10 protein-coding genes are annotated in these 13,528 nt (G+C 73.8%); 5 read left to right on the forward strand and 5 right to left on the reverse strand.

What is annotated here, in order from left to right:
- Window positions 1-18 precede the first annotated feature (18 nt).
- Window positions 19-2,889, forward strand: a complete 2,871-nt coding sequence (secA, locus tag AB0M79_RS20995; protein WP_364216089.1) for a preprotein translocase subunit SecA — start codon at window positions 19-21, stop codon at window positions 2,887-2,889.
- 184 nt (window positions 2,890-3,073) lie between these two features.
- Here secA and AB0M79_RS21000 read toward each other — a convergent pair whose 3' ends face one another.
- From AB0M79_RS21000 to AB0M79_RS21010, 3 genes are all read right to left on the reverse strand, one after another.
- The gene (locus tag AB0M79_RS21000) at window positions 3,074-3,814 is read right to left on the reverse strand and encodes an Rv3235 family protein (RefSeq protein ID WP_364216091.1); all 741 of its coding nucleotides are present in this window, start codon (window positions 3,812-3,814) and stop codon (window positions 3,074-3,076) included.
- 155 nt (window positions 3,815-3,969) lie between these two features.
- Window positions 3,970-4,197, reverse strand: coding sequence for a helix-turn-helix domain-containing protein (locus tag AB0M79_RS21005; RefSeq protein ID WP_357533719.1), 228 nt, complete (start codon window positions 4,195-4,197; stop codon window positions 3,970-3,972).
- A 66-nt stretch (window positions 4,198-4,263) separates the two neighbouring features.
- A complete protein-coding gene (locus AB0M79_RS21010) occupies window positions 4,264-4,749 on the reverse strand; it encodes an Lrp/AsnC family transcriptional regulator (protein ID WP_364216095.1) in 486 nt (161 codons plus the stop codon).
- Between the two features lie 92 nt (window positions 4,750-4,841).
- On the opposite strand from AB0M79_RS21010, the gene AB0M79_RS21015 reads away from it, so the two are divergent.
- Window positions 4,842-5,300 carry a rhodanese-like domain-containing protein gene (locus tag AB0M79_RS21015; protein WP_364216098.1) on the forward strand — a complete coding sequence of 153 codons (459 nt, stop codon included), beginning with the start codon at window positions 4,842-4,844 and terminating at the stop codon, window positions 5,298-5,300.
- A 118-nt stretch (window positions 5,301-5,418) separates the two neighbouring features.
- The gene (locus AB0M79_RS21020) at window positions 5,419-5,925 is read left to right on the forward strand and encodes a hypothetical protein (RefSeq protein WP_357533713.1); all 507 of its coding nucleotides are present in this window, start codon (window positions 5,419-5,421) and stop codon (window positions 5,923-5,925) included.
- Window positions 5,926-5,943: 18 nt separating this feature from the next.
- On the opposite strand, the gene AB0M79_RS21025 is transcribed toward AB0M79_RS21020, so the two are convergent.
- Complete coding sequence (locus AB0M79_RS21025) at window positions 5,944-7,050, reverse strand: hypothetical protein (protein WP_364216101.1); 1,107 nt, start codon at window positions 7,048-7,050, stop codon at window positions 5,944-5,946.
- A 330-nt stretch (window positions 7,051-7,380) separates the two neighbouring features.
- On the opposite strand from AB0M79_RS21025, the gene pruA reads away from it, so the two are divergent.
- A complete protein-coding gene (pruA, locus tag AB0M79_RS21030) occupies window positions 7,381-9,009 on the forward strand; it encodes an L-glutamate gamma-semialdehyde dehydrogenase (RefSeq protein ID WP_364216104.1) in 1,629 nt (542 codons plus the stop codon).
- Between the two features lie 196 nt (window positions 9,010-9,205).
- Here pruA and AB0M79_RS21035 read toward each other — a convergent pair whose 3' ends face one another.
- Entirely contained in the window at window positions 9,206-11,761 is a 2,556-nt protein-coding gene (locus AB0M79_RS21035) for a helicase-associated domain-containing protein (RefSeq protein ID WP_364216107.1), read from the reverse strand.
- A 163-nt stretch (window positions 11,762-11,924) separates the two neighbouring features.
- Between AB0M79_RS21035 and AB0M79_RS21040 the strand changes: the two genes are divergently transcribed.
- Window positions 11,925-13,502: a protein kinase gene (locus AB0M79_RS21040; protein WP_364216110.1), complete on the forward strand. Its 1,578-nt coding sequence runs from the start codon at window positions 11,925-11,927 to the stop codon at window positions 13,500-13,502.
- The last annotated feature ends 26 nt before the right edge of the window (window positions 13,503-13,528 follow it).

Genomic DNA, 13,528 nt, shown 5'->3' on the forward strand with positions numbered 1-13,528 from the left:
CTAGGGGAGCGTTGATCCGTGTCGATTCTGGAAAAGGTACTGCGTGCCGGCGAAGGCCGCATGGTGCGCCGGCTCAAGGCCGTTGCCAACGCCGTCAACTCGATCGAGGACGACTACGTCGACCTTACCGACGCCGAGCTGCGGGAGTTGACCGACCAGTACCGGGAGCGCATCGCCGACGGCGAGAGCCTCGACGACCTGCTGCCGGAGGCGTTCGCGACCGCCCGTGAGGCGGCGTCGCGGGTGCTCGGTCAGCGCCACTACGACGTCCAGATCATGGGCGGCGCGGCGTTGCACTTCGGCAACATCGCCGAGATGAAGACCGGTGAGGGCAAGACCCTGACCTCGGTGCTGCCCGCCTACCTCAACGCCCTGTCCGGCAAGGGCGTGCACATCGTCACCGTCAACGACTACCTCGCCGAGCGTGACGCGGCCTGGATGGGCCGGGTGCACCAGTTCCTCGGCCTCAGCGTGGGCGTGATCCTGCCCAACCGGCCGTCCGCCGAGCACCGCGCCGCCTACGAGTGCGACATCACGTACGGCACCAACAACGAGTTCGGCTTCGACTACCTGCGCGACAACATGTCCTGGTCGAAGGACGAACTGGTGCAGCGCGGCCACAACTTCGCGATCGTCGACGAGGTCGACTCCATCCTGATCGACGAGGCCCGCACCCCGCTGATCATCTCCGGTCCGGCCGAGCACTCGGCCCGCTGGTACGGCGAGTTCGCCCGGGTCGTCGCCCGCCTGCAGTCCGGCAAGGACGGCGAGGGCGACTACGAGGTCGACTACGCCAAGCGGACCATCGCGGTGACCGAGCGGGGCGTGGCCAAGGTCGAGGACCGGCTCGGCATCGACAACCTCTACGAGTCGGTCAACACCCCGCTGGTCGGCTACCTCAACAACGCGATCAAGGCCAAGGAGCTCTACAAGCGCGACAAGGACTACATCGTCAACGAGGGCGAGGTCCTCATCGTCGACGAGTTCACCGGTCGCATCCTGCACGGCCGTCGCTACAACGAGGGCATGCACCAGGCCATCGAGGCCAAAGAGGGCGTGGAGATCAAGCAGGAGAACCAGACCCTCGCCACGATCACCCTCCAGAACTACTTCCGCCTCTACGGCAAGCTGTCCGGTATGACCGGTACCGCCCAGACCGAGGCCGGCGAGTTCAACAAGGTCTACAAGGTCGGCGTGGTGACCATCCCGACCCACCGGGCGATGGTCCGCCTCGACCGGCCCGACGTCATCTACAAGACCGAGAAGGCCAAGTTCAACGCCGTCGTCGAGGACATCGCCGAGCGGCACGTCCTCGGCCAGCCGGTCCTGGTCGGCACGGTCTCGGTCGAGAACTCCGAGATCCTGTCGCAGCTGCTGCGCCGGCGGGGCATCCCGCACGCCGTACTGAACGCGAAGTTCCACGCCAAGGAGGCCGAGATCGTTGCCCAGGCCGGCCGTAAGGGCGCGGTCACCGTGGCGACCAACATGGCCGGTCGTGGCACCGACATCCTGCTCGGCGGCAGCGCCCAGCACCTGGCCGAGGCCGAGCTGCACCAGCGGGGGATCGACCCGGTGGAGCACGCGGAGGAATACGCCAAGGCGCTTGAGGAGATCCTGCCCAACTGGAAGCGGGCCTGCGACGAGGAGGCCGAGGAGGTCGCCGCCGCCGGTGGCCTCTACGTCCTGGGCACCGAGCGCCACGAGTCGCGCCGGATCGACAACCAGCTGCGTGGCCGGTCCGGCCGGCAGGGTGACCCCGGTGAGTCCCGCTTCTACCTGTCGCTCCAGGACGAGCTGATGAAGCGGTTCCGGGCGGGCGCGGTCGAAGCGGTCATGGAGCGCTTCAACATCCCCGAGGACGTGCCCATCGAGTCGAAGATGGTCACCCGGCAGATCAAGAGCGCCCAGGCCCAGATCGAGGGCCAGAACGCCGAGATCCGCAAGAACGTCCTGAAATACGACGAGGTCCTCAACAAGCAGCGCCAGGTCGTCTACGCCGAGCGCCTCCGGGTGCTCAACGGCGAAGACCTCAACGACCAGGTGACCCACATGATCGATGACGTCGTCGACGCGTACGTCCGGGGGGCGACCGCCGAGGGTTACGCCGAGGACTGGGACCTCGACCAGTTGTGGTCCAGCCTCAAGCAGCTCTACCCGATCGCGGTGACCGTCGAGGACCTCGAAGAGGAGGTCGGCGGCGAGCGCAACAACCTCGACCCGGACTTCCTGCTCACCCGCCTGAAGGAGGACGCCCACGCGGCGTACGAGCGGCGCGAGGAGGAACTGGGCGAGGAGGCGGTACGCCAGCTGGAGCGGATGGTGCTGCTCCAGGTCATCGACCGCAAGTGGCGTGAGCACCTCTACGAGATGGACTACCTGCAGGAGGGCATCAGCCTGCGGGCGTACGCCCAGCGTGACCCGGTGGTGGAGTACCAGCGGGAGGGCTTCGACATGTTCGCCAACATGATGGACGGGATCAAGGAAGAGACGGTCGGCTTCCTGTTCAACCTGGAGGTCCAGGTCGAGGAGGCCCCCCAGCAGGCGCCGGCCGAGGAGGGCGCCGCCCCGGTGCTCGACGAGACCCCCGTCGAGATCCGGGCCAAGGGGCTCGGGCGGGCGCCGCGCAACCAGGGCCTGCAGTACTCGTCGCCGACCATCGACGGTGCCGCCGGCTCCGGTGGGGTGCAGATCGAGAAGGCGGCCCCGACGCAGCCGCCGGCCCCGTCCGCCCCGGCTCTGGGGGTCGGTGGCCGTCCGGCACCGTCGCGACCGGCCCGCCGTCCGGCGCCCGGCCAGGCCGTCGGCGGCAACAGCCCGTCGCGTAACGCGCCCTGCCCCTGCGGCTCCGGGAAGAAGTACAAGCGCTGCCACGGTGGCCCCGGCGCCTGAGACAGGCTGCCGCCGGCCCATCGTCAGCGAGGTCTGAAACGGGCTCCCCCGCCAAGTCGGCGGGGGAGCCCGTTTGCCGTACCGGCGCCCCCGTGTGGCCGGTCTGGCGCCCGGGACGCCCACCGTCACCGCCGGATGGGCGCCCCGGGAGTCGGCTGGTCGCAGACCCCGAGCGGTCGTGGGCTCAGATCAGTTGGGCGGTCGTGCCGAGCCAGACACCCCGGCGGCGCTCCAGCCGGTAGGCCATCGCCCGGACCCGGCCCGCCCGGTCGAGCACCGCGGTCGCCTCGGCGATGCCGGGCAGCGGCTCGGACACCCGCAGCAACCGGGGGCGCAGCAGTTGCCCGGACCGGCCGCGCACGGGCGACCGCGGCCCGGCGAAGCGCCGGTTGGCCGCCGTGATCCGCTCCACGACCGCCTCCGCGTCGCCGGGGACACAGAGCCGGCGCAGATGGGAGACCGGCCGGTATCCGTTGAAGACCTCCAGGCAGGTGCCGAGGAACCGGCGGGCCGCCTGCCGTGCCTCCGGCGATGCCGTCCCGGGACCCGCCGGCGGCCCGGCCACGGACCCGTCCGCCGGTACCCGACCGGCCGGCGACGACGACGCCGGGAACGCGCCGGCCGGGGCGGCGAGCTCCGGATGCGCGGTGGTCATGGCCGCCGGACCCGCGGCGTACGCACCGGGCTGGCCCGGACCGTGGGCGGGCCGAACGCCCGGCCGGGGGACGGGCAGGGCGGGCGGTGACTCGCGCCGCCGGCCACGCGGCGGGCGGGTGCCGGCCAGGTCCAGGGTGAGCTGGCCGGCACCGGTCAGCTGGCTCCACGGGTCGCGGGGCGACTCGTCGTCGTACGGCGGATCGAGGGGCGGAACGGCGCGCACCCGTACGGACTGTCGGGCAGGGGGCCGGGTCAGGGTCGCTCGCACGGCGTTCCTCTCCTGAGTTGATCTTGCGTTTGCTTTCGTTTGCCTCCGACAGCACTAATTTGTAGATGGGTTCCAATGTGTCGGTCAACGCTTGCGAGCTGAAAAAAGCCACCCGCGACAAGGCGCGGATGGCTGCGAAACGGTCGAAAGGCGTATCAGTCAGGCTCGCGGTCGACGAGCGGGTTCTCCTGCACCCACTCGGCGGTCTCGGCGTACTTGCGCTGGATGTACTCCTCCAACCGGGCCCGCTCGACCCGCCACTGACCCCGTCCACCGATCTTGATCGCGGGCAGCTCGCCGCTGCGGACCATGTGGTAGACCTGCGAATCCGAGACGTTCAGCTCGGCGGCGACGTCGGACAGTTGCAGGAACCTGGGCGGCACGGCGACTCCCGGCGGTGGGGGTGACTCCTGGTTGCCTCAGTTTGCCACCGGTGGCCTGCGATGCCGCTACCCATGCGGTCCGGCCGGCCCGTCGACCGCCCCGACAGCCAGGTCACGCTCGGGTAGCGGACTCGAATAGACGACGCTGGTGGTGACCCCGCCCAGCCCCGAGATCCGGCCGGTCACCGACTCCAGGTGCCGCATCGAACGGGCCACCACCTTGAGCACGAAGCAGTCCTCCCCGGTCACGTGGTGGGCCTCGACGATCTCCGGGGTGGAGTCGAGCAGCGCGTGGAACGGCCGGTAGTTGCCCGTCGGGTAGCGCAACCGGACGAACGCGAGGATCTCCAGGCCGACCCGTTCCGGCCGGACCACCGCCCGGTAGCCGGCGATGACACCGCACTCCTCGAGCCGGCGCACCCGTTCGGCGACGGCGCTCGGCGACATGGCCACGGTGCGGGCCAACTCCGCGTAGCTGGCCCGGCCATCGGCCTGCAACGCCGTGAGAATCCGCCAGTCGGTCTGGTCAAGTGCCGGTGATTCCGTGGTCATCCAGCAAACCTACCGTGGAACCGGTGGCTTCTGCGCCGATGCGCCGTTGACCGGGCGTTCCCGGGGCCGACGGTGCGCCGTACCGTCTGATCATGACGACAACCACCGCGAACCCGGTGCTGGCCGTGCCGCCGGCAGCGCCCGACCAGGCCGCCGCCTGGTTCGCCGCCAAGCTGGCCGCGCAGACCGACGTCGCCGACGTGCGGGCCGCGCTCCTGCTGGCCGACCCCGGCTTCACCCTCGTCGACAGCCGTTCGCTCGCCGCCTGGCGGCAGGGCCACATCCCCGGCGCGGTGCATCTGCCGACCGCGATGATCCCGGTCCGTGGCCACCGGCTGCTCGACCCCCACCGGCCGGTGGTCACCTACTGCTGGGGACCGGGCTGCGACGGCGCCACCCGGGCCGCACTCGCCCTGGCCCGACGCGGCTACCTGGTCAAGGAGATGATCGGCGGCATCGAGTACTGGATCCGGGAGGGCTTTCCGGTCCAGGTCGGCGACGAGATCCACGAGCGGCCCGCCGACCCGCTGACCGCACCGGTGGCGCGCTGACGCCCCGCCCTTCCCCGGCCGGTCGCCGCTCGGTGTAGGACAATGGGCGGCGCCGCGCCAGATCGGAGTCCGCGCGGCCACCGGCCCGCGCGCCGGTCGCGGAAACGGAGACCTCGCGGTGCCAGACGAACTGATCAGGGTGTACGTCCCGGCCACCGTGCCGATGCTGGCGATGCTGCGGGCCGAGGGCGCCCTGCCCGGCCCCGAGGCGCACGCCGTCACCCCGGCACTGCGTGAGTGGTACGCCGAGGGCGACGAGGAGGAACTCGAGTACGTCGCCTTCACCCGCGCCGCCCAGGCAGCGCTTCCGCTGCTGCACGCCGACCCGGACGCGCCCCGCCGCCGGGTGGTCGTCTCGGCCGACCTGCCGGCCTCGGCGGTGCGCAACGGCGCGTACGAACTCGGCTCCAGCAGCGTCGGGCTGGCCGGACCCGTTCCGCTGCGGGCGGTCGCCGCGATCCACGTCGACAGCACCGACGCGACCGACGACGTCGCCGCGGCGGCCGCCGTCGTCGAGCAGGCCCTGGCCGGTGACGACGACGCGCAGTTCACCGTCGACGGGACCGAGGACCACGAACTCGAGTGGTACGACGCCTCCGAACTGCCCGTCCTGCTCGACGCCTGAGCCGGACCGGAGGCTCGGCTACCGGGCGGGCTTGAGGGTGCGGCCGAACGCGATCGTCGCGGTGAGCGCGCCGATGAAGAGCACCATCAGGGCGAACATGATCCGGTCGCTGTCCGCCTGGGCGCGGACCAGCCGGTCCACCTCGCTGATCGAGCTGACCGCTTCGAGCACCCGTGCCCCGCCGACCCGGGTGACCACCTCGCTGACCAGCAGCAGCAGGCCGGAACCGGCCCCGCCGAGCATGTACGCCGGCCAGCGGGGGGCCGGCACACCCGACGACCGCCGGCCCACCAGCCGCAGGTAGCCGAAGACGACGAACCCGGCGACCAGGCCGCTCAGCACCGTCGACGCGAGCGTGAGCCGGCCGGCGGCACTCTGCTGCGAGGCGCCGCTCTCACCGGCGCCCAACAGCGGCAGCAGCGCCCCCCGGAAGACGTTGAGGAGCAGGACGACCGCGAACAGCGCGAGCGTGGCGGCGGCCACCCCGGCCAGCGCCGGCGCGGCGGCGCGACTCACGGCCGTGGCGGCGGCCGCCCCGCCGACGATCACCGCGGCGGCGACCGTGCCGGCGAGGATCGTGCCGGCCGCGCCGCCGTACCAGACGCTGCCGGCGAACGCGGCGGCGAGCCCGATCACCATGCTCGCGCCAATCGCGGCGGTGAACCGTACGGCCGTGCCGGGCCACCGGCGGGCGGCCAGGTTGGCCGCCGTCAGCCCGACGGCGGCACCGGCGACCACGCTGGCCGAGACGACGTTGGGCAGCGCGATCGCGGTCGAGGCCAGCGCGATCGCGTCGGTCACCGAGGTCGCGATCGCGTCGCGGAGCAGCCAGAGCGAGGCGGCCAGCCAGCCGACGGCGAGCAGGGCCACCAGTGCGGCACCCGGCGCCAGCACGCCCAGGCGCCCGTCCTCGCCGTCCGGGTCGACGTCGCCGTCGGTGTCGTCGTCCCCGTCGTCGTCACTGCCGACCGGCCCGGCCGCCGCGGCGTCCAGGTCGGCGTCGGCGGACCCGGGCGGGCCGGTCTCGGCGGCCGGGGGAGCGGCGCCGCCGGGCGTCTCCGTGGCCGGCGCCGCGGTGGGGTCGCCGGCCTTCGGTGGCGCGGTGGCGCCGGACTTGTCGGTCATCTTCTCCCCTCCCGGGCGACCGGCCGCGCCGGTCGGGCGGCGCGGGATCGGGCGCGGCGCCGCTACGGCACCGGCTCATCAGGGTACGCGGCCCGGCTGGGCCTTCCGGCGGGCGGCGGCTGCCGGCCCGGCGGCCGAGGCGACCGGCAGCCCCCGGACCAGGGCCGGCGGCGGCCGGGCTCGGGGTGGACGGCCTTCGACGTGCGAGTATTGGGATGGACCCGACACCGTGGCATTGGCACCCCCGGAGTCGTCACGCGTTTCGTCAGAACGGCGGCGTTGGCGGGTCCGGTTTCGTCTACCCTGTCGAGATCTTGCGGGAGCCCACCCATGGACGCTGTCTTCTCCGTACCCGAACCGCACAACGAACCGGTCCGCGGCTACGCACCCGGTAGCCCCGAGCGTGACGCCATCGCGCGCCGCCTCGGCGAACTTGCCGCCGAGCGCCTCGAACTGCCGATGACCATCGGCGGTGAACGGCGGATGGGAGCCGGCACGCCGATCGACGTCGTCCAGCCGCACCGGCACTCGCATGTGCTCGGGGTCACCAACAACGCCACCGTCGACGACGCCCGGGCCGCGGTCACCGCCGCGAAGGACGCGTCGTACGACTGGCAGCGGCTCTCGTTCGAAGACCGGGCCGCGGTGTTCCTGCGCGCCGCCGACCTGCTCGCCGGACCGTGGCGGGACACCCTCAACGGCGCGACCATGCTCGGCCAGTCGAAGACGATCCAGCAGGCCGAAATCGACTCCGCCTGCGAACTGGTCGACTTCCTGCGGTTCAATGTGCACTTCGCCCGCCGGCTGATCGCCGAGCAGCCGATCTCGTCCGCCGGCGTCTGGAACCGGTTCGACCACCGGCCGCTGGAAGGCTTCGTCTACGCGATCACGCCGTTCAACTTCACCGCGATCGCCGGCAACCTGCCGGCCGCGCCGGCCCTGCTCGGCAACACCGTGGTGTGGAAGCCGTCGCCGACCCAGCAGTTCTCGGCGCACTTCACGATGCGGCTGTTCGAAGCCGCCGGCCTGCCGCCCGGTGTGATCAACATGGTGACCGGCGACGGCATCGCCGTCTCCGAGGCGGCGCTCGCCGACCCCGACCTGGCCGGCATCCACTTCACCGGCTCCACCGCCGTCTTCCAGCACCTGTGGCGCAGCGTCGGCGAGAACATCGCGAAGTACCGGGGCTACCCGCGCCTGGTCGGCGAGACCGGCGGCAAGGACTTCGTCGTCGCGCACTCCAGCGCCGACGTCGACGCCCTGCACACCGCCCTGATCCGGGGCGCCTTCGAATACCAGGGACAGAAGTGCTCGGCCGCGTCGCGGGCGTACGTCCCGCGGTCGCTGTGGGAGGGCGGCCTGCGCGACCGGCTCGCCGCCACCGCCGAGTCACTGACGTACGGCGACGTGACCGACTTCGCCAACTTCGGCGGCGCCGTGATCGACGCCCGCTCCTTCGGCCGGCTCGCCGCCGCGCTCGACCGGATCAAGAACTCGCCGGAGAGCACCGTCCTGGCCGGTGGCACCGCCGACGACTCCGAGGGCTACTTCGTCCGGCCGACCGTCGTCGAGTGCACCGACCCGACCAACGAGGTCTTCACCACCGAGTACTTCGGGCCGATCCTCGGCGTACACGTCTTCGACGACGCCCGCTTCGACGAGGTGGTGACGCAGGCCGAGTCGGCGGCGCCGTACGCGCTGACCGGGGCGATCTTCGCCGACGACCGCCGGGTGGTCGACCGGGTGACCGAGAAGCTGCGGTACGCCGCCGGCAACTTCTACATCAACGACAAGCCGACCGGAGCCGTGGTGGGGCAGCAGCCGTTCGGCGGCGCGCGGGCCAGCGGCACCAACGACAAGGCCGGCTCGTGGCACAACCTGCTGCGCTGGACGTCTCCCCGCACGCTGAAGGAGACCTTCGTTCCGCCGACCGACCACACCTACCCCCACATGTCCTGACCGTTCGCTAGTCCGGCCCACCCGTCCCGCCGCCCCAGCCCGCCCCTGTCCCGCCGCGCGTCCTCCCCGAGCCCTCCCCGAGCGTCGATCTTGGGGATGTATGCAAACAAAACGGGGCATGATCTTGGCAACAAGTCCTTGATCAACGCGTCTGGGTGGGGCGGGCGCGGGGAGGGGGTGGGTGGGGCCGGGGGCGTCAGGCGGGGGAGACGGACTCGATCCGGTCCAGGGCGAACATCCGTTCGTCGTCGCGTAGGTGGCACCAGGCGGCGAGCAGGTGCCGGTCGACGTCCAGCGGCTCGATGACCCGGGTGGTCAGTTCACCCGACGAGTCGCAGTAGTCGATCTTCACCCGGCCGTCCCCGACGGTCGCGTCGACCAGCAGCGCCCGCTCGTCGGCCCGCAGGTGGGCGGCGTGCCGCTCGACCAGCGGCCGGACCAGTTCCGTCGTCAGGGCCGGCTGTTCGACGCCGGGTGACGTGAGCAGGTCGAACTCCCGGCCGCCGGGATCGTCGGCAAGCCCGGCCGCCGCGGTGGCGAGCAGCCGTTCGGCGAGTTCGGCCGCCGCCCGGCCGGTGCCGGACCCACCCCCGGCCGGCCCGTCACCGCTGCCGTCGGCCCGGCCCGCGCGGCCCGGTGCCGGCGCACCGCCGCCCGGCGCCGAAGCGACGCGCCCCGGAGCCGACGGGTCGCGCCCCGGAGCCGACGGGTCGCGCCCCGGAGCCGCGCCGTGAGCCGACGCGCCGTGAACCGGCGACGACGCGGCGCGACCACCCCGCAGCGCCGGGGCGCGTCGGCGGGTCGGCCGCTCGACACGGACCTCGCCGTCGCCGTCCTCGCCGATCGGGGCGAATCCGGCGGCCCGCAGCGCGTTCAGGGTCTTCGCCATCGGCTGGGCGCTGGCCAGCACGGTCGGGGCGAGGACCCGCAGTTCGAGCGCCCGCAGGGCCCGGGCGGCCGCGATCTCGGTGACCAGGGCCGGGTCGTCGGCGTGCAGGACGCAGCCGACGGCGCGTACCCGGACCCGGCCGTGCTGCCGGCCGACATCGTTGACCAGGTATTCCAGCGTCTGCGGCAGGTCGCCGCCGGCGGCGGCGCGGCGTAGCGCGGCCAGCAGCGCGGACGGTTCGTGGCCGGCGTCGAGAGCGGCGCGTACGGAGGCGGCGCTGAACCGCCAGGTGGCGGCGCCGCCCCGCGATTCCCGGCGAGCGGCCGCGTCGAGCAGTTCGGCGAGCGCGGCGGCCGGCAGGCCGGGTACGACGACGGTCAGGTCGTTCTGGAAGACGGCCGAGCCGACCGATGCCGGCAGCAGGCCCGCCGCCACGTCCTCCAGGGTGTCGGGGGCGTGCAGCAGCGCCCGGCCGAGCGGGGTCAGCACGCCGTGCGCCGCCACCCCGACGAGTTGCGCCTCCCGCCACAGGCCGGCCACCAGGGCGCCGTCGCGCTGGCCGGAGAGCAGTGGCAGTTGCCAGGTGAGCGTGTCGGCGAGCCGGTGCGAGTCGGTGATTCCCCGACCGGGCGGCAGTTCGTCCAGGGTGCGCAGCAGCGCCGGCCGCAGGTCGAGGGCGGCCAGCCCGGAGCCGTCGCGGAGCAGGGCCGCCGGTGGCCGCCCGGTGTCGCCGGTCGCGGCCGCCAGCGGTACGGCGGGCAGCCGCTGCCACCCGCGCAGCAGCACCGGCAGCCGGGCGCCCGGTTCGGCCTGGGCCCAGTCGTCGTACGCGTCGGTCGGCAGCACCTCCTCGCGGGCGACACCGAGCAGCCCGGCGGCGTACGCGAGTTCGAGCCACAGCCGTACCTCGGGCTCGTCGCAGCCGACGGCGCGGGCCAGCCGGCGCAGTTCCCGGCTGCCGACGCCGCCGGCCTTGAGCAGCGCGACCGGGGTGACGGCCGCGGCCTCGACGACGGCGGCGACCCGTTCCACGGCGGTGCTGGCGGCGGCGACGGTCTCCCGGTCGACGGCGCCGGTGGGCGTGTCGCCGAGCGCCAGCCGGGGCGGGTGCGGGGCGAACGGGGCCCGCCAGTGCGGACCACGCAGTGCCAGGCCGACCTCGCGGGGCAGTTGGGCGTGCCGCCAGCCGTCCCAGACCAGCAGGCCCCGGCGGATCGCCCACTCCAGGGCGGCGCCGTCGGGCCGGGCGGACTCGAAGTCGTCGGGTGCCTCGGTGAGCGGGCCGTCGTGCGCGACGCGGTCGAGCAGCAGGCGTACCTCGGCCGGGGCGGCGGCGACCATCGCGCGGACCCGGTCCGGGTCGGCGAGGGCGGCGACGAGGGCGTCGGGTGTGGCGGACGGCAGCCGCCACAACCGGGCCATGTCGTCCAGTTCCGGCGGGAACAGGGCGGGCGCCAGTTCGGCGGCGGGCAGGCCGAGGCCGAGCGGGAACGTGAACGCCGACCACAGCGCGCCGGCCATCCGCAGCTCGTCGCCGTCCGCCCAGACCAGCGCCCGCTGGCCGAGGATCTCCAGGGTGGCGGCGAGTTCGGCGTCGTCCGGGGCGCGGCCGATCAGTTCGGCCAACCGGGTACGGGGCACCGCCGGCCCGCCCAGCGCCTGCATCGCCTCGACGAGTTGTACGGCCGGCGCCGGCAGCCGGGCCAGCGCGGCGGCGACCGACTCGTGTCGTTGCAGGCGGGCGGCGAGCGAGCCGAGGTCGGTGACGGCCGGCGCGGCCAGGGCGTCGGGCCGGCGGACGAGGATGGCGGCCAGTTCGTCGGGGGAGCGGCCGGCGAGCCAGCGGGTCAGCGGTGAGGCCACGGCGCACTCAGTCCTCTCGTCCGGTCCGGCCCAATCTCCCGTACCCCCGCGGCCAGGTCAAACTCCGGCACCCGGAGGTGTCCCGGGTTCGTGCCAACCTGGCCCCGCCGGCCCCGGGCGGGGGTGCCGACGCGCATAGCGTGCGGTTCCGGGGAGGACAGTCATGGACACTCTGCTCGACGGCCGGTACCGACTCGAGCGGGAGATCGCCCGCGGCGCGATCGGCGCCGTGTGGCGGGCGGTCGACACCCGCGACGACACCGCGGTCGCGGTCAAACTGCTGCGGCCGGAGGCCGCCGAGCAGCCCGACCTCGTCGAGGCGTTCATCGTCGAGGCGGAGCTGCTGGCCTTGCTCGACCATCCGTCTGTCGTACGCCGTCGGGACTTCGTCGACTCCGCGACCGGGCCGGACGGTGCCGACGGCGAGCTGGCCCTGGTGATGGACCTGGTGGAGGGTGAGGACCTGCGGCGGCGGGTCCGCCGCGACGGGCCGGTGCCGGCGGCGATCGCCGCGGACGTGGTGGCCCAGGTCGCGGACGCCCTGTCCTACCTGCACGGGCGCGGGATCGTGCACGGCGACGTGAAGCCGGGCAACCTGCTGGTGCCGGCGGACGGCGGCCCGGTCCGGCTGGTCGACTTCGGGGTGGCCCGGGCGGTCGAGGGGGTGCCGGCGCGAGCCACCCACGCCACCCCGGAATACGTGGCGCCGGAGGTCGTCGCCGGTGCGCCACCGACTCCGGCCGCCGACGTCTACGCGCTGGGTATCGTGCTCTTCGAGTTGCTCTGCGGCCGCAGCCCGTTCCGGGGCGGTCCGCCGACCGAGGTCATCAACCGGCACGCGACCTGCACGCCGGTGCCGCCGCCGGGGCTGCCGTCGGTGCTCTGGCCGATCATCGAGGACTGCCTGGCGGTCGACCCGGCCGCGCGGCCGAGGGCGTCGCTGCTGGCGGTCCGGCTGCGCGCGGTCCGGTCGGAACTCGACGGTACGGCCGCGGTGCCCGCCCTGACCGCCGGCACGGTGACCTGGTGGCCGCGGCCGGCCGGGGCGACGACCGGGCTGGCCAAGGTCGCCCAGCCGGTGACGTGGGTGCCGCTGCGGGCGGCCCCGGTCTCGCCCGCGTCGGCGTACTCGGGGCGGATGGTCGCGATCCCGGTCGCCGGGTTCGAGGCGGCGCAGGTAACGCCGGCCGCCCCGGTGGTGCTCGGTGCCGCGTACGGCACGGCGAGCCCGTGGCCGGGTGCGGTGACCGAGGCGCTGCCGACGGCTGGCACGGGCAAGACCGTCCGACGTGGTCGGGCACCGCTGGTCGTGGCCGGGGTGGGTGCGGCGGCGGTGCTGCTGGCGGCCCTGGCCGGCGGGCTGGCGCTGCGGGCCGCCGACGGTGGTCCGGTGCGGACCGGCGGTCCGGTGGTGCCGGCACCCACCGTGCCGGCCGCTGACCCGGTCTCCCCGCCGCCGGGCACCGACCCGTCGGCGACGCCGGGCGGGCCGTCGGGTGGCCCCTCGTCCGAGCCGGAGGCTGGGCCGTCCGGTGGACCGGACCCGGCGGACGGTGGACCGTCCGCGCCGCCGTCGGGGCCGGAGGCTGGCGGGCCGGGTGGACCGGGTGGGCCGTTGGTGCCCGGTACGCCGGGTCCGGGGCTGACGACGGTCCCCCGACCGGGTACGAGCGGCCTGCCGGGTATCGGTGAGCCGATGCCGACGATCCCGGGGTTCGGGGCGCCCGGAATGGCCGGTTAAAAGGGACAAACTTGCCGTCCGATGGA

The organism is Polymorphospora sp. NPDC051019, from assembly GCF_040683055.1.
Lineage (GTDB): Bacteria > Actinomycetota > Actinomycetes > Mycobacteriales > Micromonosporaceae > Polymorphospora > Polymorphospora lycopeni.

Bases quoted from the DNA above. Each gene is read 5' to 3' on its own strand.
- AB0M79_RS21010 (WP_364216095.1), bottom strand. From the start codon at position 4,749: ATGACCACGGAATCACCGGCACTTGACCAGACCGACTGGCGGATTCTC.
- AB0M79_RS21015 (WP_364216098.1), top strand. From the start codon at position 4,842: ATGACGACAACCACCGCGAACCCGGTGCTGGCCGTGCCGCCGGCAGCG.
- AB0M79_RS21025 (WP_364216101.1), bottom strand. From the start codon at position 7,050: ATGACCGACAAGTCCGGCGCCACCGCGCCACCGAAGGCCGGCGACCCC.
- pruA (WP_364216104.1), top strand. From the start codon at position 7,381: ATGGACGCTGTCTTCTCCGTACCCGAACCGCACAACGAACCGGTCCGC.
- AB0M79_RS21040 (WP_364216110.1), top strand. From the start codon at position 11,925: ATGGACACTCTGCTCGACGGCCGGTACCGACTCGAGCGGGAGATCGCC.